At 72.9% G+C, this 21,220-nt stretch carries 13 protein-coding genes and 1 riboswitch; of the genes, 9 read left to right on the top strand and 4 right to left on the bottom strand.

What is annotated here, in order from left to right:
- Positions 1-60: 60 nt before the first annotated feature.
- Complete coding sequence (locus C9F11_RS22705; RefSeq protein ID WP_249401841.1) at positions 61-1,197, bottom strand: hypothetical protein; 1,137 nt, start codon at positions 1,195-1,197, stop codon at positions 61-63.
- Positions 1,198-1,749: 552 nt separating this feature from the next.
- Here C9F11_RS22705 and C9F11_RS22700 point away from each other — a divergent pair.
- The 4 genes from C9F11_RS22700 to C9F11_RS22680 all read left to right on the top strand — a co-directional run bounded on the left by C9F11_RS22700 (position 1,750) and on the right by C9F11_RS22680 (position 9,958).
- The gene (locus C9F11_RS22700; protein ID WP_138961007.1) at positions 1,750-2,472 is read left to right on the top strand and encodes a hypothetical protein; all 723 of its coding nucleotides are present in this window, start codon (positions 1,750-1,752) and stop codon (positions 2,470-2,472) included.
- Positions 2,473-3,453: 981 nt separating this feature from the next.
- Positions 3,454-7,554 carry an AAA family ATPase gene (locus tag C9F11_RS22690; protein WP_138961006.1) on the top strand — a complete coding sequence of 1,367 codons (4,101 nt, stop codon included), beginning with the start codon at positions 3,454-3,456 and terminating at the stop codon, positions 7,552-7,554.
- Positions 7,555-8,097: 543 nt separating this feature from the next.
- Entirely contained in the window at positions 8,098-8,859 is a 762-nt protein-coding gene (locus C9F11_RS22685) for a glycosyltransferase (protein WP_138961005.1), read from the top strand.
- A gap of 505 nt (positions 8,860-9,364) precedes the next feature.
- Complete coding sequence (locus tag C9F11_RS22680; RefSeq protein ID WP_138961004.1) at positions 9,365-9,958, top strand: CDP-alcohol phosphatidyltransferase family protein; 594 nt, start codon at positions 9,365-9,367, stop codon at positions 9,956-9,958.
- 58 nt (positions 9,959-10,016) lie between these two features.
- Here C9F11_RS22680 and C9F11_RS22675 read toward each other — a convergent pair whose 3' ends face one another.
- Together C9F11_RS22675 and C9F11_RS22670 are read right to left on the bottom strand one after the other, a co-directional pair.
- Positions 10,017-10,946: an FkbM family methyltransferase gene (locus C9F11_RS22675; RefSeq protein WP_138961003.1), complete on the bottom strand. Its 930-nt coding sequence runs from the start codon at positions 10,944-10,946 to the stop codon at positions 10,017-10,019.
- 60 nt (positions 10,947-11,006) lie between these two features.
- Positions 11,007-12,305 carry an amidohydrolase family protein gene (locus C9F11_RS22670; RefSeq protein WP_249401840.1) on the bottom strand — a complete coding sequence of 433 codons (1,299 nt, stop codon included), beginning with the start codon at positions 12,303-12,305 and terminating at the stop codon, positions 11,007-11,009.
- Positions 12,306-12,505: 200 nt separating this feature from the next.
- Between C9F11_RS22670 and C9F11_RS22665 the strand changes: the two genes are divergently transcribed.
- Entirely contained in the window at positions 12,506-12,955 is a 450-nt protein-coding gene (locus C9F11_RS22665) for a DoxX family membrane protein (protein WP_138961002.1), read from the top strand.
- Positions 12,956-13,107: 152 nt separating this feature from the next.
- The gene (locus tag C9F11_RS22660; protein WP_138961001.1) at positions 13,108-13,611 is read left to right on the top strand and encodes a hypothetical protein; all 504 of its coding nucleotides are present in this window, start codon (positions 13,108-13,110) and stop codon (positions 13,609-13,611) included.
- A gap of 7 nt (positions 13,612-13,618) precedes the next feature.
- On the opposite strand, the gene cobN is transcribed toward C9F11_RS22660, so the two are convergent.
- Entirely contained in the window at positions 13,619-17,269 is a 3,651-nt protein-coding gene (gene cobN, locus C9F11_RS22655; protein WP_138961000.1) for a cobaltochelatase subunit CobN, read from the bottom strand.
- Positions 17,270-17,355: 86 nt separating this feature from the next.
- Positions 17,356-17,434: riboswitch (cobalamin riboswitch) on the bottom strand.
- A 275-nt stretch (positions 17,435-17,709) separates the two neighbouring features.
- Here cobN and cobG point away from each other — a divergent pair.
- Genes cobG through C9F11_RS22640 form a run of 3 tightly spaced genes read left to right on the top strand, consistent with a single transcriptional unit; the run spans position 17,710 to position 21,217 of the window.
- On the top strand, positions 17,710-19,029 hold the full coding sequence (gene cobG / locus C9F11_RS22650; protein ID WP_171075818.1) for a precorrin-3B synthase: 1,320 nt from the start codon (positions 17,710-17,712) through the stop codon (positions 19,027-19,029).
- Positions 19,026-19,688, top strand: coding sequence for a precorrin-8X methylmutase (locus C9F11_RS22645; RefSeq protein ID WP_138960998.1), 663 nt, complete (start codon positions 19,026-19,028; stop codon positions 19,686-19,688). The genes cobG and C9F11_RS22645 overlap by 4 nt, the downstream gene beginning before the upstream one ends.
- Positions 19,685-21,217 (top strand): precorrin-2 C(20)-methyltransferase, encoded by a 1,533-nt coding sequence (locus C9F11_RS22640; RefSeq protein ID WP_138960997.1) that lies wholly within the window; start codon positions 19,685-19,687, stop codon positions 21,215-21,217. Before C9F11_RS22645 ends, C9F11_RS22640 begins: the two co-directional genes overlap by 4 nt.
- Positions 21,218-21,220: the final 3 nt, after the last annotated feature.

Genomic DNA, 21,220 nt, shown 5'->3' with positions numbered 1-21,220 from the left:
ACACAGGAGTCGCCTCACGGGTGATCATAGAGAGGCGGGACACACCTGCCCAAGAGCTTGTCAGCGGCCTCCCCATCCGAAGCCCTGTGCTTCGGGTCCGTACGGACTCCAGCCCTTCAAGTACGGCTTCAGGTCATCTGGCTCCGGCTCTTTCGGCGCCGGCATGACAGGCAATCGACTCAACGGATCGACCACCTGCGCATGTTGGCGTGCCCAGGCCAGCCACTCTCGTGCCGAGGCGACTTCGGTGTCGTCGTCCGTTGCTTCCGCGAGCCGGCGTTCCAGGGCATCACAGTACGTGCGCAACGCTGTGGCCGACTGCCAGCTCCTGGCCTGCTCTTTCAGCATCTCCGCGAGCTGATCTTGTTGGGCCTGTTCCTTCGCCTCCGCCATGGCGGCTTTCCACCGGACCTCACGCTCCGTCTTGGCTCGCTCCTCGTCCACCTTGCGTTGGGCATCCTCGACAGCCCGGGTCTCGATCTCCTGAAGCACCGCGCCCAGGATGTCCTCCAGTACCCAGCGCTTGCGATCAGCCCAGCGTCGTTGTCGGTCCGACCTGCTGTAGCCCAGCTCGATCACGAGTCTCCCGGAGCGCTCCGGATCGGTGGACTGTGGGAACTCCTGCTGAATGGTGACGGTGTACGTGTAAGTGTCGACGAGCACGTCCAGTTCGCCATCGCGCCGCGAGTAACCCGACGGGAAGTGCCTTCCGTCATAGGAGTACGGGCGGCTGCGGTGGCGGTCGGCGACCGGATGATCCTTGACCTTGTGTCCCCGGCGTACGGCTTCGACCGCTAGTCCCTGGAGCAGCAACAGAGCTCGTCGGCGAAGAGAGGATGGCATCGCCATCCTCCCCTCGTCATCCCTCAACGCTGCGACAACCGAATGCGGAGAGCGAAGCTGTGTGGGGACCTGAACAGGCGACGCGTTCTCCGGTGACTCCCTTCGCGAATTGGGATGCTGTCCCGTAACCAAAGAAATCTGCAGGTCACGGTTCCACATGCGCATCTTCTCGATGCGCTTGCCCGATGGGGTTAGGCCGTGCCGCTTCGCGTAGTCGACAACGCGCCGCCACTCCGTCACCTCGTCCTCGTCGGGTTCGGAAATCGTGACGCGCTCTTCGGCCACAAGACGTGCGACGAGCTGCTTCGCCTTCTCACGCCGTACACGGGCGATGGGCCTCTCGCTGTACGGCATGGGACTGCGCCGACCCCCTGCAGCTCGAGACCTGGCACCCTCTGACCGAGCAGTCTTCGGATTTCCAGGACCCGATGTACTTCCGGCGTCGCCATCGGCATGCTCAGGGGCATCCGGGTGGTGGCCGTGCTCAAGGTAGAAGCGTCCGGCCTCCGTGACTTGCGCCTGGGCGCCCCTGCTCACCCGCTTGACCGTTACCAAGCCGCGGTCGCGCAACGCATACAGCGAACGCCACTCAGTGGCGCCGTGTGTATCGAGCTCCTCATCACCTGCAAGTCAGCTGAGGAGTGCCTTCTGCCGCTCATTCAAAGGGGACCAGCTATGCATAGATCCAGACCACAACTCGCTCCGGTGTTTCGCAATGACTCGAAAGAGTGACAGCGCCACGCGGGGCGACGCCCGAGTCGTACGACGTGCAGGACCTTGCCGGTCATGTGGCCGGAGAAGGCAGACGCGACAAGCTGGGTGCCTAGGACGAGGAGCGCGCGAGGAGGCTCTGTCAGTGCCTGCGCATAGCGTGAGTCCTGTCCGTCCTGAGAGCAGGGAGTAAGGATGTTCGATCGCGACGTGAGCTATCCGTGCGCTATCGCCAGCTACGACACCGAAGGCGTGGGCGCAGCCATCGACTGGTGCTGTGGGCACCTGGAGGACGGCGACACGCTCACCGTATGGACCAGCCTCAAGTCCAACCTGGAAAACAGCTCGGAGCTGGAGCAGCTCGTGACCCAACACTCCAACGTCGAGCACGTCACCGGCAGGGGCGGCGGATTCATCCGCGGAAACGGTCCGGTCCTCATGGCCTGGCCGGACATGGCAGACATCGGGAAACTCGTGCAGTACGGCGGCCACCGCGTCCGGGCGCTTTGCGTCATCACGTGGAATGAGGACGAGATCAGGCCGTGGGTGACAGCCATGGGGCCAGCGATCTTGGGCGACGGCTCAGTATGGGAAGAGTTGACGCCCGAACTCGACCCCATCACCGTCGAAGCCCTCAAGGGCCTGACGCTGACCGTCAACCACAACAACACGATCGCGGCCGGTTACGAGAAGGACATGGTCGTGAGCGCTCTCCTTGCGTTGCACAACGCCAGCATCCCGATGGACGGTGAAGCCGTGCAGGGGTGGGCTCTCGCGCATGGATGGTCAGGCAAGAATCCCGGACATCTCGCCAAGTATGTAGAGGACATCAACGCAGGGAAGCGTCCGCGATGCCGCCGCGTGCTCGGCGCGGACTACATCGACACGCTTCGACGCCGAGCCGCGGACAACGCCTAGAACCGCCGACTGGCCACTGCCCGAGTGGCAGGACTCCTTGGGAGCCATCTGGGAGCCGACCCGCTCCCCAAGCCCCTTCGAGTCCGCCCGAGACCACCGCTGCCCAACGCTCTGACCAGGCAAAACATCGCCTGTGCAGGCAAGATCAGCACCCGAACCTCATTCGGGACGAAGAGGTCGTGGGTTCAAATCCCGCCACCCCGACAGCCAAGTATCAGGTCCGGTCTCCTTCGGGAGGCCGGGCCTGATCTGTTTTGCGTGGTTGTGCGTCCGCTGAGGTGTGTCTGTTGAGGTGTGCCCGTTGAGGCGCGTCCGCCGGTGGGCCTTCGAGGGCCCGGGCGTCACGGCCGCTGTGGGCGGCGGTGGTTCGGGCGGGGGCGGCAGGGGCCCCAGCCGGAGTCGCTGAGGGCTGGGCGGGGATCGGTGCCCGTGGGGGCCGGAGCCGTGGGGTGGCGGAAGCGTGTGCGTGGGTGGGAAGGCCCCGGGGGCGGGGGGTCGCTTCGGCGCCGGAGGGCGTATCGGCACGGAAGGGCGTATCGGCGGCGGGGGGCGTATCGGCGGCGGGGGTCGTTTCGGTACCGGTCCCTCCCCTCGTGGGGACCGGTACCAAACGACATGGGCGACGTGGCCCCGCGCCGTGGTGGCGCGGACCGGAGAGAGCCGAGGCCCGCGGGCGACGTCGGAGCGGTCCCGGCGTGACCGGGCGCACACGTCGTCCGACGGGGCATGGCGAGACCCTCGCCACCGCTCCGTAACTCCAGCAAAAACCAGCCAGGAAGTTGCAGCGCCATCAGTTGCCTCTCCAGGCGCAGGGCCGGTGGCCTGCCCTGACGCCGCGTGGTTGCTTCGCCCCTGCCGAGATCCTGCCAACTGAGGCGGTCGCTGAGGAGGATCCGGTTCCGTCCGGTCCGCTCAGCCGCAGGTCAGCCGTATAGAGTGAGTTTTCCGGTCCGGAAGTCCAGGTGCGGCGGAAGTAAAGGGGTGGAGGCCTTGAGCTCCGACTCAGGGGCACGCACAGCCTTCGCGGAACGTCTCGCGCTGCTGTACCAGGAGGCCGGAAACCCGCCCCTGAAACGCGTTGCCGAGGCGGTTGCCCGACTGCAACGGGTCGATGAGCGAGGCCGCCCCGTGCGCGTGTCCGCGCAGCGGATCAGCGACTGGCGGCGGGCCAAGAACGTGCCCGCCCAGTTCACCGCCCTCGCCGCGGTCCTGCACGTCCTCGTCCCCGAGGCCCGCCGCGTCCGCACGACGCCGGTCTCTCCGGGCCTGTACGACCTCGCGCAGTGGCAGCGCCTGTGGGAGCGCGCGGTGGCCGACCCGGTCGGCGACGCCGCCACGGCCGCGGGCGAGGAGGAGCGCCCCCTCGCCGAAGCCCCGGTCCCCAGCGTGTGCCCGTACCGGGGGCTCGCTTCGTACCGTCAGCAGGACGCGCAGTGGTTCTTCGGCCGGGAGCGGAGCACGGACGCGCTGCTCGCCCAGCTCCGCGCGGCGGAGGAAACCGGCGGCCTGGTGATGCTCGTGGGCGCCTCCGGCGCGGGGAAGTCGTCGCTCCTGAACGCCGGGCTCGTGCCCACCCTGCGCGGCGGCGCGCTCGGCGACGGCGACGGCCGGGCGGCCCAGGTGCTGCACCTCGTGCCGGGCCCCGACCCCCTCGCCGAGCTGACCGCGCTCATACCCGAGCTGGCGCCCGCGGTCGCCGACGCGGAGGCGCAGGCCGCGGAGGCGGGTGAGGAGAGTCCGGGCGCGCCCGGTACGCCCGAGTTCGCGGACGCGGTCAGGGAGTGCGTCACGACGTGGGCGCGGCGCGGGACGGCCTCCGCCGCCCGGCCGGTCGTCATCGTCGACCAGTTCGAGGAGGCGTTCACCCTCTGCGCCGACGAGACGGCCCGGCGCACCTTCGTCCAGGTGCTGCACGCCGCGTGCTCGCCCGGCGAGACGGGGGCGACGGGGGCGACGGGGGCAGCGGGGGCAGCGGGAGCTGCCGGGGCGGATGAGGCCGAGCCCGCGCCCGCGCTCGTCGTCCTCGGTGTCCGCGCCGACTTCTACGAGGAGTGCCTCGCCCACCCCGAGCTGGCCGACGCCCTCCAGCACCGGCACATGGTGCTCGGGCCGCTGACCACCGCCGAGCTGCGCAACGCGGTGACCGGCCCGGCCAAGGCCGTGGGCCTCGAACTCGAACCGGGGCTCGCCGAGCTCATCGTCCGCGAAGTGAGTACGGACGGGCCGCGCGGGGCCCATGACACGGGCGTGCTTCCGCTGCTCTCCCACGCCCTGCTCGTCACCTGGCAGCGGCGGAAGGCGGGGCGCCTCACCCTGGCCGGGTACCGCGCGGCCGGCGGGATCCAGGGCGCGGTGGCGGCGACCGCCGAGCGCGCCTGGTCCGACCTCGACTCGGCGGCGCGCACGGCCGCGCGGCTGCTCCTGCTGCGGCTCGTACGGCTCGGCGAGGACACCCAGGCCACCCGCAGACGGGGCACGCGGCGTCAGCTCTCGGAGGAGTCGACCAACCCCAACAAGACGGAGGAGTCGCTCGAGGCGCTGGCCCGCGCCCGCCTGGTGACGCTCGACGCGGAGACCGTGGAGATCACGCACGAGGCGCTGCTGCACGCCTGGCCGCGCCTGCGCGACTGGATCGACGAGGACCGCAACGACCATCTGCTGCGCCAGCGGCTCGAAGAGGACAGCAGGACCTGGGAGGAGTCCGACCGCGACGCGTCGCTGCTCTACCGCGGCTCCCGCCTCGAGCAGGCGTGCGCCTGGGCGGAGTCCGCCGAGGACACCTTCCTGACGCGGAGCGCGGTGGACTTCCTGGCCGCCTCGACGGGTCTGCGCAAGCGCACGGTCCGGCTCAGACGCGGCGCGGTGTCGACGCTGCTCGTCCTCGCGATGCTCGCGGCCGTCTCCGCGGTGGTCGCCTGGCAGCAGCGGGACGACGCGGTGTCCGAGCGGAACGACGCGATATTCGCCCAGGTGACCGCGGCGGCCGACCGCGCGCAGCGCACCGACCCCTCGCTGTCCGCCCAACTCGACCTGGTGGCCCACCGCTTGCGGCCCGGCGACCAGGGCACGATGAACCGGCTGATCTCGATCGTCAACGCGCCCCTGGCCACCCCGCTCACGGGCCACACCGGCGCCGTCTACCTCACCTCGTTCCACCCCGGCGGGCGGCTCCTCGCCACCGCGAGCTACGACCGTACGGTCCGGCTGTGGGACGTGTCGGACCGGTCCCGGCCGAAGCCGCTGGGCAAACCGCTGACCGGGCACACGAGTTGGGTGAGCAGCGCCGTCTTCAGTCCGGACGGCAAGACCCTCGCCAGCGCCGCGGACGACGGCACGATCCGGCTGTGGGACGTCACGGACCCCCGGCGTCCGCGCACGCTCGGCACGCCCCTGACCGGCCACCGCGGCACGATCTACCTGGTGGCCTTCAGCCCGGACGGGCGCACCCTCGCCTCCGCGGGCGAGGACCGCACCGTACGGCTGTGGAACGTGCGGGACCCGCGGCGCCCGAAGGCGCTCGCCACGCTGACCGGGCACACCGCCCCGGTGCGCTCCGTGGCGTTCGGCCCCGACGGGCGCACCCTCGCGGCCGGCGGCGACAACGGCGCCATCCGGCTGTGGTCGACGGCCGACCCGAGCCGCCCGAAGCCGGTCGGCAAGGTGCTGCGCGCCCACAAGGACACGGTGCACTCCGTGGCCTTCAGCCCCGACGGCAAGGCGCTGGCCAGCGGCAGCTCGGACAACACGGTCCGCCTCTGGGACGTCGCGGAGCCGGAGAGGGCGCGCGCGCTCGGCCCGCCCCTCACCGGCCACACGGGCCCCGTGTGGTCCGTGGCCTTCAACCGCGACGGGACGATGCTCGCCGCCGCCAGCGCGGACAGTACGGCGAGCCTGTGGAACGTCCGGGACGCGGCGCACCCTTCGCAGGTCGGCGAGCCGCTCGCGGGCAGCAGCGGGGAGATGTACGCGCTCGGCTTCAGCCCGGACGGCCGCACCCTGGCCACCGGGAGCGGCGACAACAAGGTCCGGCTGTGGTCGATCCCGACCTCGGACATGGTCGGCCGCATCGGGGTGTTCCGCCCCGACGGGAAGGTGCTCGCCACGGTCGCCCGCGACGAGCGGATCCGGCTGTGGAACGTGCAGCGGCCCAACCGCCCCGTGGCCCTCGGCAAGCCCTTCGAGCCCGGCGAGGGCGCCGTGCGCGCGCCCGCGTTCTCCCCCGACGGCCGCACCCTCGCGGTGCTCACGGGCAGCCGCGCGGTACAGCTGTGGGACGTCTCCGACCCCGCTCACCCCGTCTCGTACGGGGAACCGGTGGAGCTGCGGACGCGGTTCGCGGCCGCGCTGGCCTTCAGCCGGGACGGGCGCACCCTCGCGACCGCCTACGAGGACCGCACCATCCAGCTGTGGAACGTCGCGGATCCGGAGCGTCCCCGACGGCTCGGCACCCCGCTCACCGGCCACAAGGGCTACGTCAACGACCTCGCCTTCAACAAGGACGGGCGGACGCTCGCCAGCGCCAGCTCCGACGGCACCATCCGGCTGTGGAACGTGGCCGACCGCCGGCACGCCACGCCGCTCGGCAAGCCCCTCACGGGTCATCTGGGCCCCATCAACACCCTGGCCCACAGCCCCGACGGCCGGACCCTCGCCAGCGGCAGCGACGACGGCACGGTCCGGCTCTGGGACGTCACGGACCCCCGCAGGGCGGCCCCCCGCGGCTCCCCGCTGACCGGGCACACCGACGCGCTCGTGTCCCTGACGTTCAGCCGGAACGGCCGCACCCTGGCGAGCGGCGGCAACGACAACACGGTCCGGCTCTGGGACCTCACCCACCCGTCCGACGCCGCCCCCATCGGGCAGTCGATGAGCCCCAACGCCAAGACGGGCAGTTTCCTGTCGTTCAGTCCGCAAGGGCGCATGCTCGGAGTTTCGAGCGGCCCCGATACCGTCCGGCTGTGGAATCTGGACGCCGACACGGCAATTCGCCGTATCTGCTCGACCACGCGCGGGGTCCTGACGCCGGAGAATTGGCGCGAGTATCTGCCCCGGCTCTCGTATGAGCCGCCGTGCGCGAAGTAACGCCGTGTTCCTTCTCCGTTGCGGATCGCCGCCGTGATCCCGATCACAACTCGGCATCTTTGCGGGGAAGTTCACTCCCCATCCGCAAGCGACCTTGTTAAGGTTGGGGACAACCCGATCGCTGGTGCATCCCCCGTCGCCAGCGATCGGGTTCTTCCATATCCGGGCAGCCCGCGGGCGCCGCCCCGCACCCCCTACACGACCCCTAATTACTCAGCGCTTTTCACTGGCCACAGCTGCCGCTCCCCGGCCCGGGCAAAAGATACTTTCCTGCTGCACTCAAGGCTGCCGCCGTGAACTCACGCAACGGCCGCCCCCCAGAGCCGTTGCACCCTCAACAACGACTCCGTTGCGACCTCAACAACGGTCGGCCGGGCACGATCCCGCAACCCCAGCGATAGCGAGTACGGCGCTTTTCTCCGAACCGGCGCGCCGCGTTGTCGTCAAGTCGCCCAAGTCGTCCCCGTATTCACCGGCTGCGGATTTCCCCGCGGTCGCCCACCCCCTCGTCGGCTCCTCTCACGGAGTCATAGAGTGAGGGTCATGTGCCGGCGCGTCACCATCATCACCGCTGTCCACGCCCCGTCCGCCCGCTTCCTGCCGGACGCGTACGCGTCGATCCGCGCACAGGAGCTGCCCGACGGCTGGGAGTGGCACTGGCTGATCCAGGAGGACGGCAAGAGCGACCTGGTCGCCCCCTACGTGCCCGACGACGAGCGGGTGACCTTCCGGCAGGGGCGCCCCGGCGGCCCCGGAGTCGCCCGCACCCTGGCCCTCGCCCACGCCGAAGGGCCCTACGTGAAGGTCCTCGACGCCGACGACCAGCTCGAACCCGGCGTCCTCGCCCGCGACCTGGCGGCCCTGGAGGCGGACGGCACGCTCGGCTGGGCGACGTCACGCGTGCTCGATCTGCTGCCGGACGGGTCCACGGCGGGCTTCCCCGGCGACCCCGACCACGGCCCGATCGAGCGCGCGGCCGTCCTCGACCACTGGAAGGCGAACGGCTTCCGCGCCCCGGTCCACCCCGCCTCGCTCTTCGTGCGCCGCGATCTGCTCGTCGCCCTGGGCGGCTGGATGGCGCTGCCCGCCTCGGAGGACACCGGGCTCCTGCTGGCCCTGGGCTCGGTGGCCCGCGGCTGGTTCTCGGCCGAGGTCGGGCTGCTCTACCGCAAGTGGGAGGGGCAGGTCACGGGCCAGGCCGCGCACACCGAGACGGCGGAGCACGCCGCGCGGATGGCGGTCGTGGAGTCCCGGGCCAGAGCGCTGTCGCACTTCCAGTGGCGGTACGCGCCCGGAGCGTCCTGACCCGTGCCGGAGACCGGCTTCCCCCATCCCCGCAACCTCCGCCGGAATTGCCGACGCGGCGCCGTCGAAGTTCGCTGTCGCGGCCCCTTCCGAGTTCGCCGACGCGGCGCTGTCGGAGCTCCTGGCCCCGCCGCCGATCAGATCATTCCCGTGGCCGCCACGGCCACGGCTCCGCACTTCCTCTTCATGAAGCCGCCCTTCAGGAAAAGAACGTCATCGCGCGCCTTGCCCGCGAGGCAATGCGGAACGCCGGGCTCATGGGCGGGGATCTCGGCCCGCCATCGGCCGAGCACGCCAAATGGAGGCCTATGCAATACAAGATGCACTATGCACCGATTTGCGGCGCCGACGCGATCGGCATGCGGCCGACCGCATAGCCTCTGACCACGGCTTTTACCTCCTCCGGGCCAGGATCCGGGCCACGCCGCCCTGGTAGGATCCCCGATCGGCCGATGAACAGGATCAGGACAAAACGATCCGGGCCAGGGATTTCGGAGGCACCTCGGTGGCGCGTGCAGGATTCGACCGGGTACTCACGATCCCCAACGCGCTGAGCGCACTGCGGGTCGCCGGGGTTCCCGTATTCCTCTGGCTCGTGCTTCAGCCGTACTTCGGAAATGCGAATCGCGACGGATGGGCCGTCGCCCTCCTCGCGCTCAGCGGCGCGACCGATTACCTCGACGGCAAACTGGCCCGCAGATGGAACCAGATCACCCGCCTCGGCCAGGTCCTCGACCCCGCGGCGGACCGCCTCTACACGGCGTCCACGCTGCTGGCTCTGCTGCTGCGGGACATCATTCCCTGGTGGTTCCTCGTCCTGCTCCTCGCGCGCGACGTCTTCATGACGTTCAACGTCGCCGTCCTGCGCAGCAGGGGATACGGCCCGCTCCAGGTGAACTTCATGGGGAAGGCGGCCACCTTCAACCTGATGTACGCCTTCCCCCTGCTCCTCCTGGCGAGCGGGGACGGCACGGTCGCCGACGCGGCCCGCGTCTGCGGCTGGGCGCTCGCCCTGTGGGGCGCGGCCCTCTACTGGTGGTCGGCCGCGCTCTACACGACGCAGGTGCGCCGACTGCGGCGGAGCACCACGCCCGCGTAGCGCGGGCCCACGCGCCCCGTGCGCCTCGGCCTCAGCACGCGGCCCACGCGTCCCGGCCTCACCCCAGGGCCTCCGCGTCCACGCGCGAGAAGATCAGGTCGGTCTCCTCGCGGACCGGCCCGCGCCACCGGAGCGGGCCGTCGCCCGCGTACCGTACGGCCGCCGGATAGCTGCCCGGCGCATAGTCGTTGCGCAGGCGGTAGGTGTGGAACCCGTGGGCGCGCATCGTCTCCAGGAGCTCGTCCACGTCGTCGCCGAGCTGCGCCATCCGCTCCGGGGTGACCTCCACGGCGATCTCCACGTCCGGCCGGAGCCGGTCGAGGACCGGGGCGAGGCCCCGCACGACGCTGCCCTCGGCCCCCTCGACGTCCACCTTGATGACCCGGGCCCGCGCGATCTCGTCCGGCTCCAGGAGCTCGGGCAGCGGGACGGCCTCCGTCTCGAAGCGGGACTCGACGGGCCCGTCCCACGGCACGACGCTGTTCGCGCCCATGTTGTGGGCGCTGGCGAGGACGAAGGTGAGCTTCTGCCTGCGGTCCGAGACGGCCGCGTTGACCGCCCGGATGTTGTCGCAGCCGTTCAACTCCCGGTGCAGCAGCACGCGCCGATGGAACTCGGGCGAGGCCTCGACGGCCACCACGCGCCCCCCTTCGCCGACGAGGCGGGCCCCCAGGACGCTCAAGTAACCGATGTTCGCGCCGACGTCCACGAAGACGTCGCCGGGGCGCAGACGGCCCCGCAGCCAGCGCGACATGTGCGGCTCCCAGACCCCGAACAGATAGAGGTAGCGCTGGATGAGGTCCCGCGTGTCGACCGCGAAGCGGGCGCCGAAGACCGACTCGGCCACCCGCTCGCGGGGGTGCTCCCGCAGCCAGGGGTTCAGATACCGGGTCGCGAGCGCGGCCTTGCCGAGGGTGCCCGGGGCGTCGCGCACGTACCGCCTGCCGAGCGTGGCCAGGACCTCCGACACCGTGCTGCCGCTGCTCATCGCACTCGCCTTTCCCACGGGGGCCACGCGCACCGCGGCGGGCCGCTCCCGGGGTCGGGGTCAGGCGGTGGCCGCGACCGTCCGACCCTGATCGAACGGCAGGTCCAGCATACGAATCGCGTTGCCGCGCAGCAGCTTGTAGGCCACCTCCGCGGACAGGCCGCCGACGTGCTCGGCCGCCACGCGTTTCGTGTGCGGCCACGTCGAGTCGACGTGCGGGTAGTCGGTCTCGAAGGTCGCGTTGTCCACGCCGACGGTCTCGATGGCCTCGATGCCGTGCCGGTCGCGGAAGAAGCAGCAGAAGACCTGCCGGTAGTAGTACGACGACGGGGGCTCGGGGACCAGGTCGCGCACCCCGCCCCAGGCGCGGTGCTCCTCCCACACGTCGTCCGCGCGCTCCAGGGCGTACGGGATCCAGCCCATCTGCCCTTCGCTGTAGGCGAGCTTGAGCCGGGGGAACTTCACCAGGACGCCCGAGAACAGGAAGTCCATCATCGAGGCCATCGCGTTGTTGAAGGACAGCGCGGCCTGGACGGCGGGCGGCGCGTCCGGCGAGGCGGCGGGCATCTGGGAGCTGCTCCCGATGTGCATGTTCACCACCGTGCCCGTCTCCTCGCAGGCGGCGAAGAACGGATCCCAGTACCCGGAGTGGATCGACGGCAGGCCCAGATGGGTCGGGATCTCGGAGAACGTCACCGCCCGCACCCCGCGCGCGGCGTTCCGCCGGATCTCCGCGACGGCGAGCCCCACGTCCCACAGCGGGATGAGGCACAGCGGGATGAGGCGTCCGCCGCTGTCCCCGCACCACTCCTCCACCATCCAGTCGTTGTACGCGCGGACGCAGGCCAGGGCGACCTCCTTGTCCCGCGCCTCCGCGAACGTCTGCCCGCAGAACCGCGGGAAGGTGGGGAAGCACAGCGAGGCCTCGACGTGGTTGAGGTCCATGTCCTCGAGGCGGGCCCTGGGGTCCCAGCACCCGCGCCGCATCTGCTCCCGCGTGATGCCGTCGAGCGTCATCTCGTCCCGGGAGAAGCCCACGGCGGCGATGATCCTCTTGTACGGGAAGACCTCCCCCTCGTACCGCCACCAGTCGGTGATCTGGCCGTCCGGATCGGTGGTGAAGCGGTACTTGCCGCCCACGTACGCCAGCTCTCCGATCCCGGCGGTGAAGGGCTGGGGGCCCTTGTCGCGGTACTTGGCCGGGAGCCAGGTCTCGAAGAGGTGCGCGGGCTCGATCACGTGGTCGTCCACGCTGATGACCCTGGGAAGGTCCCGCACACCGGACGCACGGCCGTCCCCGTCCCCCCGCGCTTCGCCCCCCGCGCCGCCGCCGATGTTGCCGCTCACGTTGCCGCTCATGCCGCAGCTCCCTGCCCGCCGGTTCGACCGGGCCGTGCCCGATGCCGTATCTGACGACCCATCAGATCGAGAGTAGGGGGCGGCACGGGCGCACGGCAAGCGGGCGCGAGGCCTTGCAAGTTGCGCCCCCTTCCGCTCAACTGACGCTCCGTCAGGTCAACCGCCCGCCTCCGCGCGCACGTCACGAAAGGGCCCTCACGATGCAGACGATCTGGCTCGGCGGTGCCGAGTGGTGCGCGGTGCTCAGGATCGGCCTCGGCCTGTGGTGGCTGGAGAGCTGGCGGCACAAGGACAAGAAGAGCTGGTTCTCGGGCGGCGGCATCGCGTGGGCGGCGGGCGTGGCCGAGCAGCACCGCTGGCCCGTCGTCCGCCGGGGCTTCGACAGCGTGGTCAAGCCGCGCCCGCGCCTCATGGCGTACGTCGTCGCCTACGCGGAACTGGCCCTGGGCCTCGGCCTGATCGCGGGCTTCCTCACCCCGGTCGCCCTGGCCGCGGGCCTGGTGCTCAACCTGGTCTACCTCGTCCTGATGATCCACGACTGGGCGGAGCAGGGGCAGAACCTGATGATGGCGCTGATCTCGGCGGTGGCCTTCTTCGGCATGGCCTGGCAGACGTGGTCACTGGACGAGACGCTGGGGCTGTTCCTGTAGGCGCCGCCTCCCGCGACCGCCCGCGGACAACACCTGACGGCCCCTCAGCCGCGCTCTGGCTTGTTGGCGGCCGCCGTGCCACCCTGCCCGCCACGCACCCGACCGCCCAGCCCCGCCCCGCCCCGCCCCGCCCCGCCCGCCAGGAGGTGGCCATGAGCGCACCCGTCCGCAGTGACCAGCCGGAGCCCGTCACCGGCGAACAGGCCCTCCAGGACCGGCACCTGGCCCGCGCGAGGAGCGCGTACGACCGGGCCGTCGCCGCCTGCCGCGCCGCGGGCATCGAGGCGGACCGGGCGGAGGTCGTGCCGACGGGCCCGGCCGCCCGGGCCGCGAACGCGGTGCGCCTGGCCGCGCGGTCGATCGCCGAACGGGACGGCCGGGCCCCCGACCCCGCGGCCGCCGCCCGCTGCTCCCGCAACGCCGCCGCCGCGGCCGCGACCGCCGCCCAGGCGGCCCGCGCCACCGCCCCCGGCCCCCTCGCGGACACCGCGCTCCAGGCCGCCCTCACCGCCTCCGGCGCCGCCGCCGAAGCGGCCGGGGGCCGGAGTCCGGGCCGCGCCGAAGCCCTGACGGCGCGCGCGGAGGCGACGGAGGAGAGCGCCGTGGCAGCGGCGCGGGGAGCGGGCTGGACCGGGGCGGCCCCGGCCCGCCCGTAGCGCCGGGTCAGGCGTCGTCGCCCTCCAAGTTGCCCTCGGTCTCCAGGTAGATCTGGCGGAGGGCCTCCAGGGTGGCGGGGTCCGGCTTGGACCACATGCCCCGGGATTCGGCTTCCAGGAGGCGTTCGGCTATGCCGTGGAGGGCCCAGGGGTTGGCTTCCTTGAGGAAGTCGCGGTTGGTGGGGTCCAGGACGTAGGTCTCGGTGAGCTTGTCGTACATCCAGTCGGCGACCACGCCGGTGGTGGCGTCGTAGCCGAAGAGGTAGTCGACGGTGGCGGCGAGTTCGAAGGCGCCCTTGTAGCCGTGGCGGCGCATCGCCTCGATCCACTTGGGGTTGACCACGCGGGCGCGGAAGACGCGGGAGGTCTCCTCGACCAGGGTGCGGGTGCGGATCGTCTCGGGACGGGTGGAGTCGCCGATGTACGCCTCGGGCGCCTTGCCGCCGCGCAGCGCCTTCACCGTGGCGACCATGCCGCCGTGGTACTGGAAGTAGTCGTCGGAGTCGGCGATGTCGTGCTCGCGGGTGTCGGTGTTCTTGGCCGCGATCGCGATGCGCTTGTACGTCGCTTCCATCTCGGCGCGGGCCGGGCGGCCCTCCAGGCCGCGGCCGTAGGCGTAGCCGCCCCAGACCGTGTACACCTCGGCGAGGTCCGCGTCGGTGCGCCAGTCGCGCGAGTCGATGAGCTGGAGCAGGCCCGCGCCGTACGTGCCGGGGCGGGAGCCGAAGATGCGGGTGGTGGCCCGGCGTTCGTCGCCGTGCTCGGCGAGGTCCGCCTGGACGTGGGCCCGGACGTGGTTGGCCTCGGCGGGCTCGTCGAGCGACGCCGCGAGGCGCACCGCGTCGTCCAGGAGGCCGATGGTGTGCGGGAAGGCGTCGCGGAAGAAGCCGGAGATGCGCAGGGTGACGTCGATGCGGGGGCGGTTCAGCTCCTCGTACGGGATCGCCTCCAGGCCCGTGACGCGGCGGGACGCGTCGTCCCAGACCGGGCGGACGCCCAGCAGGGCAAGGGCCTCGGCGACGTCGTCGCCCGCGGTGCGCATCGCGCTGGTGCCCCACAGGGAGAGGCCGACCGAGGTGGGCCACTCGCCGTTGTCCGCGCGGTAGCGCTCCAGGAGGGAGTCGGCCAGGGCCTGGCCCGTCTCCCAGGCGAGCCGGGACGGCACCGCCTTGGGGTCGACGGAGTAGAAGTTGCGGCCCGTCGGCAGGACGTTGACCAGGCCGCGCAGCGGGGAGCCCGAGGGGCCCGCGGGGACGAAGCCGCCGTTCAGGGCGTGCACGGCGTGGTCCAGCTCGGCCGTGGTCGCCGACAGGCGCGGCACGACCTCGCGGGCGGCGAACTCCAGGATGGCCGTCACCTGGTCGCGGCGGTCCTCGGCGACGGACGCCGCCACCGCCGGTACGGCCGCCGGGTCCCAGTCGGCCTCCTCCATCGCCACGACCAGGGCGCGGGCCTGCTCCTCCGCCGCGTCGGCCGTGGTGCGCGTGGCGGCCGACTCGTCGAGGCCGAGGGCCTCGCGCAGGCCGGGCAGGGCCGTGGTGCCGCCCCAGATCTGGCGGGCGCGCAGGATCGCCAGGACCAGGTTGACGCGGTCCGCACCGGCCGGCGGGGCGCCGAGGACGTGCAGGCCGTCACGGATCTGGGCGTCCTTGACCTCGCACAGCCAGCCGTCGACGTGCAGCAGGAAGTCGTCGAAGCCGTCGTCGTCGGGACGGTCCTCAAGACCCAGGTCGTGGTCGAGCTTCGCGGCCTGGATGAGGGTCCAGATCTGGGCGCGGATGGCCGGGAGCTTCGCCGGGTCCATCGAGCTGATCTGCGCGTACTCGTCGAGGAGCTGCTCCAGGCGCGCGATGTCGCCGTAGGAGTCGGCGCGGGCCATCGGCGGGACGAGGTGGTCGATGAGGGTGGCGTGCACGCGGCGCTTGGCCTGGGTGCCCTCGCCCGGGTCGTTGACCAGGAACGGGTAGACGAGCGGGATGTCGCCGAGGGCCGCGTCGGGGGCGCAGGCGGCGGACAGGCCCGCGTTCTTGCCGGGCAGCCACTCCAGGTTGCCGTGCTTGCCGAGGTGGACCATCGCGTCGGCGCCGAAGCCGCCGTCGGACGCGGCCGCCGCGATCCAGCGGTACGCCGCCAGGTAGTGGTGCGAGGGCGGCAGGTCCGGGTCGTGGTAGATCGCGATGGGGTTCTCGCCGAAGCCGCGCGGCGGCTGGATGAGGATCAGCAGGTTCCCGAAGCGCAGGGCGGCGAGGACGATGTCGCCGTCCGGATCGCCGCCCCGGCCCGCCCGGCTGCGGTCCAGGAACATCTCGCCGGGCGCCGGGCCCCAGTGCTCCTCGACGGCCGAGCGCAGCTCCTCGGGGAGCGTCGCGTACCAGCGCCGGTAGTCGGCGGCCGGGATGCGGACCGGGTTCCGCGCCAGCTGCTCCTCGGTGAGCCAGTCCTGGTCGTGGCCGCCCGCCTCGATCAGCGCGCGGATCAGCTCGTCGCCGTCGCCGGAGACGAGGCCCGGGATCTCGGCGTCGCCGAAGTCGTAGCCCTCGGCGCGCAGTCGGCGCAGGAGCTCCACGGCGCTCGCGGGCGTGTCCAGGCCGACCGCGTTGCCGATCCGGGAGTGCTTCGTCGGGTACGCGGACAGGACGAGCGCGATCCGCTTGGCGGCGGCCGGGATGTGCTTGAGACGGGCGTGGCGCACGGCGATCCCGGCGACGCGGGCCGCGCGCTCGGGGTCGGCGACGTACGCCGGGAGGCCGTCCGCGTCGATCTCCTTGAAGGAGAACGGCACCGTGATCAGCCGGCCGTCGAACTCCGGCACCGCGATCTGGCTCGCGGCGTCCAGCGGCGAGACGCCCTCGTCGTTCTCCTCCCAGGCGGAGCGCGAGCCGGTCAGGCACAGGGCCTGGAGGATCGGCACGTCGAGCGCGGTGAGCGCGCCCGCGTCCCAGGACTCGTCGTCGCCTCCGGCCGAGGCCTCGGCGGGCTTGGTGCCGCCCGCCGCGAGGACCGTGGTGACGATGGCGTCGGCGGCCCGCAGCGCGTCGATCAGCTCGGGCTCGGGGGCGCGCAGCGAGGCCACGTACAGCGGCAGCGGCCGGGCGCCCGCCGCCTCGACGGCGTCGCACAGGGCGTGCACGAAGGCGGTGTTGCCGCTCATGTGGTGGGCGCGGTAGTAGAGCACGGCGACGGTCGGGCCCTCGCCCGCCGGGGCCTGCCGCTCCAGGGGGCCCCAGGTCGGCGCGGGCGCGGGCGACTCGAAGCCGTGGCCGGTGAGCAGCACGGTGTCGCTGAGGAAGCGGGCGAGCTGCTCCAGGTTGGCGGGGCCGCCGTGCGCGAGGTAGGCGTGCGCCTCGGCGGCGATGCCGACGGGGACCGTGGAGGCGGCCATCAGCTGGGCGTCGGGCGCCTGTTCCCCGCTGAGGACCACCACGGGGCGGCCGTCGGCGAGCAGCAGGTCGAGGCCCTCCTGCCAGGCGCGGATGCCGCCGAGGAGGCGGACGACGACGAGGTCGGCGCCGTCGAGCAGGCCGGGCAGGTCGTCCAGCGGGAGGCGGGACGGGTTGGCGAACCGGTAGGTCACCGGGCCCGTGGCCGCGCGGGCGCTGAGGAGGTCGGTGTCGGACGTCGACAGAAGCAGGATGCGGGGCCCGGTCGTGTGCTGCATGCGGCGTCGGCCTTCCTCGGGGTGTCCGCGCCCCGGGTGGTGAGTGGGTCTCTCCTGCCCGGCCGGAGCCGGGCGTGCGGAGAAGGGAGTTCCTGGCTCACCCGCCCCCTCACGGGGCCGGGCTCACAGTGGCGGGACCGCGCCGGAATCGCACCGGGCTTCCTCCCCTGTCGCCGTCATGGCGACGGTGGATCGGGTGATCCACGGCTGAGCATATGCGGTCGGGGTGAAGGCCGGGCAGGGTCGTCGTCCGCCTCGGGTTCGCCGTGACTGGCCGCGCCCTCGTGGCGGCCCGCGCGGGAGCGCCCCGAAGGGGCGCGAGGAACTGCGCGACCAGCCACGACGGACCCTGCGGGTGGCCGACGGCCCGGCGCGGCAACCCCAGCGAAGCGCCCACGCGGCCGCCCGAGGCCCGGCAGCCCTCCGGTGTGATGGTCGGTATGCTCGCCGCCATGTCCACGGCTCCCCTCCGCCCGTCCCCGCAGGCCACAGCGGCCCCACGGGACCGCGGCGACGCCTGCCCCGGAAGCCTGCGGCTGCACGCGGCGGACGACGGGGCCCTGGCGCGCGTCCGGCTGCCCGGCGGCGTCCTGACCGTGCGCCAGGCCGGGGCGCTCGCCGCGGCGGCCCGGGACCTGGGCGACGGCGACCTCCATCTGACCTCGCGCGGCAACGTCCAGCTGCGGGGCCTCGCGGACGGCTGCGGCGCGGCCCTCGCCGCGCTGCTCGGCGCCGCTGGCCTGCTGCCCTCGCCCGGTCACGAGCGGGTGCGCAACGTCGTGGCCTCGCCGCTGTCCGGCCTCGACGGCCGGGGCGCGGGCGACGTGCGGCCCTGGCTCACGGCCCTCGACGCGGCGCTGTGCGCGAGCGGGGCGGCGCGGGACCTTTCGGGCCGGTTCCTGTTCGCGCTCGACGACGGGCGCGGGGACGTGGCCGGGCTCGACGCGGACGTGACCGTACGGGCGGTCGCGGGCGGCCGGGCCGTGCTCGGTCTCGGCACGCCGCACCCGGTCCTCTCGGTGGCCGCCGCGGACGCGCCCCGTGCGGCCGTCGTGGCCGCCGAAGCGTTTCTGCACCGCGTCCGGGAGAGCGGGACCAAGGCCTGGCGGATCACCGAACTGCCGCTCGCCCCCGGCGCGTTGGCGGACGAGGTGCGCCGCCGCCTCACCGCCGAAGGCGTCGGCCACGAGCCGTGGCACGGCGGGGCCGCACCGGAGGACACCGCCGGGGGCCCGCCCCCCGGAGTCATCGGCTCCGCCCTGTCCGTACACATCCCCCTGGGCCGGCTCTCCGGCCTCCAGTGGCGGGAGTTGACGCACGTCGCCGCCGCCGCGGGACCCGGCGAACTGCGCCTGACCCCCTGGCGCGGCGCCGTCGTGCCCGCGCCGGACCTCGGCCCCGCCGCCTCGGACGCCGCGCTCGCCCGGCTCTCCGCCGCCGGTCTCGTCACCGGGCCGGGATCGCCCTGGCTGCGCGTCGGCGCCTGCGTGGGCCGCCCCGGCTGCGCCAAGTCCCGTGCCGACGTACGGGCGGACGCGGCGAGCGCCCTGGGCGCCGCCGGGCGGTCCGCACTGCCGCTGTACTGGTCCGGGTGCGAGCGCCGCTGCGGACACCCGCGCGGTGACCGCGTCGACGTGGTCGCCGCGCCGGGCGGCGGCTACGACCTGACCACCGTCCGCGGCGGCCGGGAAACCCCCGGCGTCTCCCTCACCGACCCCACCCACCTCGCCACCGCCCTGGCGGCGTTTCCCTCCGCATGACGACCGAGAGCAGCGAGAACAAGACCGTGACCACGTACGACTACGAGAAGGACGGCGCGGCCATCTACCGCCAGTCCTTCGCCACCATCCGCGCGGAGGCCGACCTCGCGGCCCTGCCCGCCGACGTCAGCCAGGTCGCGGTCCGGATGATCCACGCCTGCGGCATGGTCGACCTCGTACGGGACCTCGCGCACACCACCGGCGTGGTGGCCCGCGCCCGGGAGGCGCTGCGCGCCGGGGCGCCGATCTTCTGCGACGTGCAGATGGTGGCGAGCGGCGTCACGCGCAAGCGGCTGCCCGCCGACAACGACGTGCTGTGCACGCTCTCCGACCCGGCCGTGCCGGAGCTCGCGGCGAAGCTCGGCACCACGCGCAGCGCGGCCGCCCTGGAGCTGTGGCGGGACCGTCTGGAGGGCTCCGTGGTGGCCGTCGGCAACGCGCCCACGGCCCTGTTCCGGCTCCTGGAGATGATCGAGGAGGGCGCGCCGCGCCCCGCCGCCGTCATCGGCGTCCCGGTCGGCTTCATCGGCGCCGCCGAGTCCAAGGACGCGCTGGCCGCGCACCCTTCGGGCCTGGAGCACCTGGTCGTGCGCGGCCGTCGCGGAGGCAGCGCCATGGCCGCCGCCGCGCTCAACGCGATCGCGAGTGAGGAAGAGTGAGCGGCAAGCTGTACGGCGTCGGGCTCGGACCCGGCGACCCCTCCCTGATGACGCTGCGCGCCGTCGAGGCCATCACCGAGGCCGACGTGGTGGCGTACCACAGCGCCCGGCACGGCCGGTCCATCGCGCGCTCGATCGCGGCGAAGCACCTGCGCGCCGACCACGTCGAGGAGCCGCTGGTCTACCCGGTCACCACCGAGACCACCGAGCACCCGGGCGGCTACCAGGGCGCCATGGACGAGTTCTACGCGGAGTCCGCGGCCCGGCTCGCCGCGCACCTCGACGCGGGGCGCACCGTCGCGGTCCTCGCCGAGGGCGACCCGCTGTTCTACGGCTCCTACATGCACATGCACAAGCGGCTCGCCGACCGCTACGACACCGAGGTGATCCCCGGCGTCACGTCGGTGTCCGCCGCCGCGGCCCGCCTCGGCACGCCGCTCGCGGAGGGCGAGGAGGTCCTGACCATCCTGCCGGGCACCCTGCCCGAGGAGGAGCTGACCGCCCGGCTCGCCGCGACCGACGCGGCCGTGGTGATGAAGCTGGGCCGCACCTTCCCCAAGGTGCGGCGCGCCCTGGAGAGCGCGGAGCGTCTGGACGGGGCCCGTTATGTGGAGCGGGCCACCATGGCCGGGGAGCGCCTCGCCGACCTCGCGGACGTGACCGAGGAGTCGGTGCCGTACTTCTCGGTCGCGGTCCTGCCGAGCCGGGTGGCGGCACTGCCGGTGCCGGAGCGGGTGGACCCGACCGCCTCCGCCGAAGCGGAGGGTATGGATCCGGCCCGTGGCGAGGTCGTCGTCGTGGGCACCGGCCCCGCGGGACCGCTGTGGCTCACGCCCGAGTCGCGCGGCGCGCTCGCCGCCGCCGACGACCTGGTCGGCTACACCACCTATCTGGACCGGGTGCCCGTGCGCCCCGGCCAGCTCCGGCACGGCTCCGACAACCGGGTCGAGGCCGAGCGCGCCGAGTTCGCGCTCCAGCTCGCCCGGCGGGGGCGGCGCGTCGCCGTCGTCTCCGGCGGCGACCCGGGCGTCTTCGCGATGGCCACCGCCGTCCTGGAGGCCGCGTCGGAGGCCGCGTACGCCGATGTGCGCGTGCGGGTCCTGCCGGGCGTGACCGCCGCCAACGCGGCCGCCGCCCGCGCGGGCGCCCCGCTCGGCCACGACTACGCGACGCTGTCCCTGTCCGACCGGCTCAAGCCGTGGGAGGTCATAGCCGAGCGGCTGCGCGCCGCCGCCTCGGCCGACCTGGTGCTCGCCCTGTACAACCCCGGCTCGCACAGCCGCACCTGGCAGGTGGGCAAGGCCCGCGAACTGCTCCTGGAGCACCGGGCGCCGGACACCCCGGTCGTGGTCGCCCGGGACGTCGGCGGCTCCGGCGAGCGCGTGCGGATCGTGCGCCTCGCGGACCTGGACCCGGCCGAGGTCGACATGCGCACCATCCTGCTCGTCGGCTCCTCGCAGACCCGGGCCGTGCGGCGCGGGGACGGCGAGGAGATCGTCTGGACGCCGCGCCGCTACCCGGAGGCCTAGGCC

This window comes from Streptomyces sp. YIM 121038, assembly GCF_006088715.1.
In the GTDB taxonomy this organism is placed as follows: Bacteria; Actinomycetota; Actinomycetes; order Streptomycetales; family Streptomycetaceae; genus Streptomyces.
This window is presented reverse-complemented; position numbering and strand designations above follow the sequence as displayed.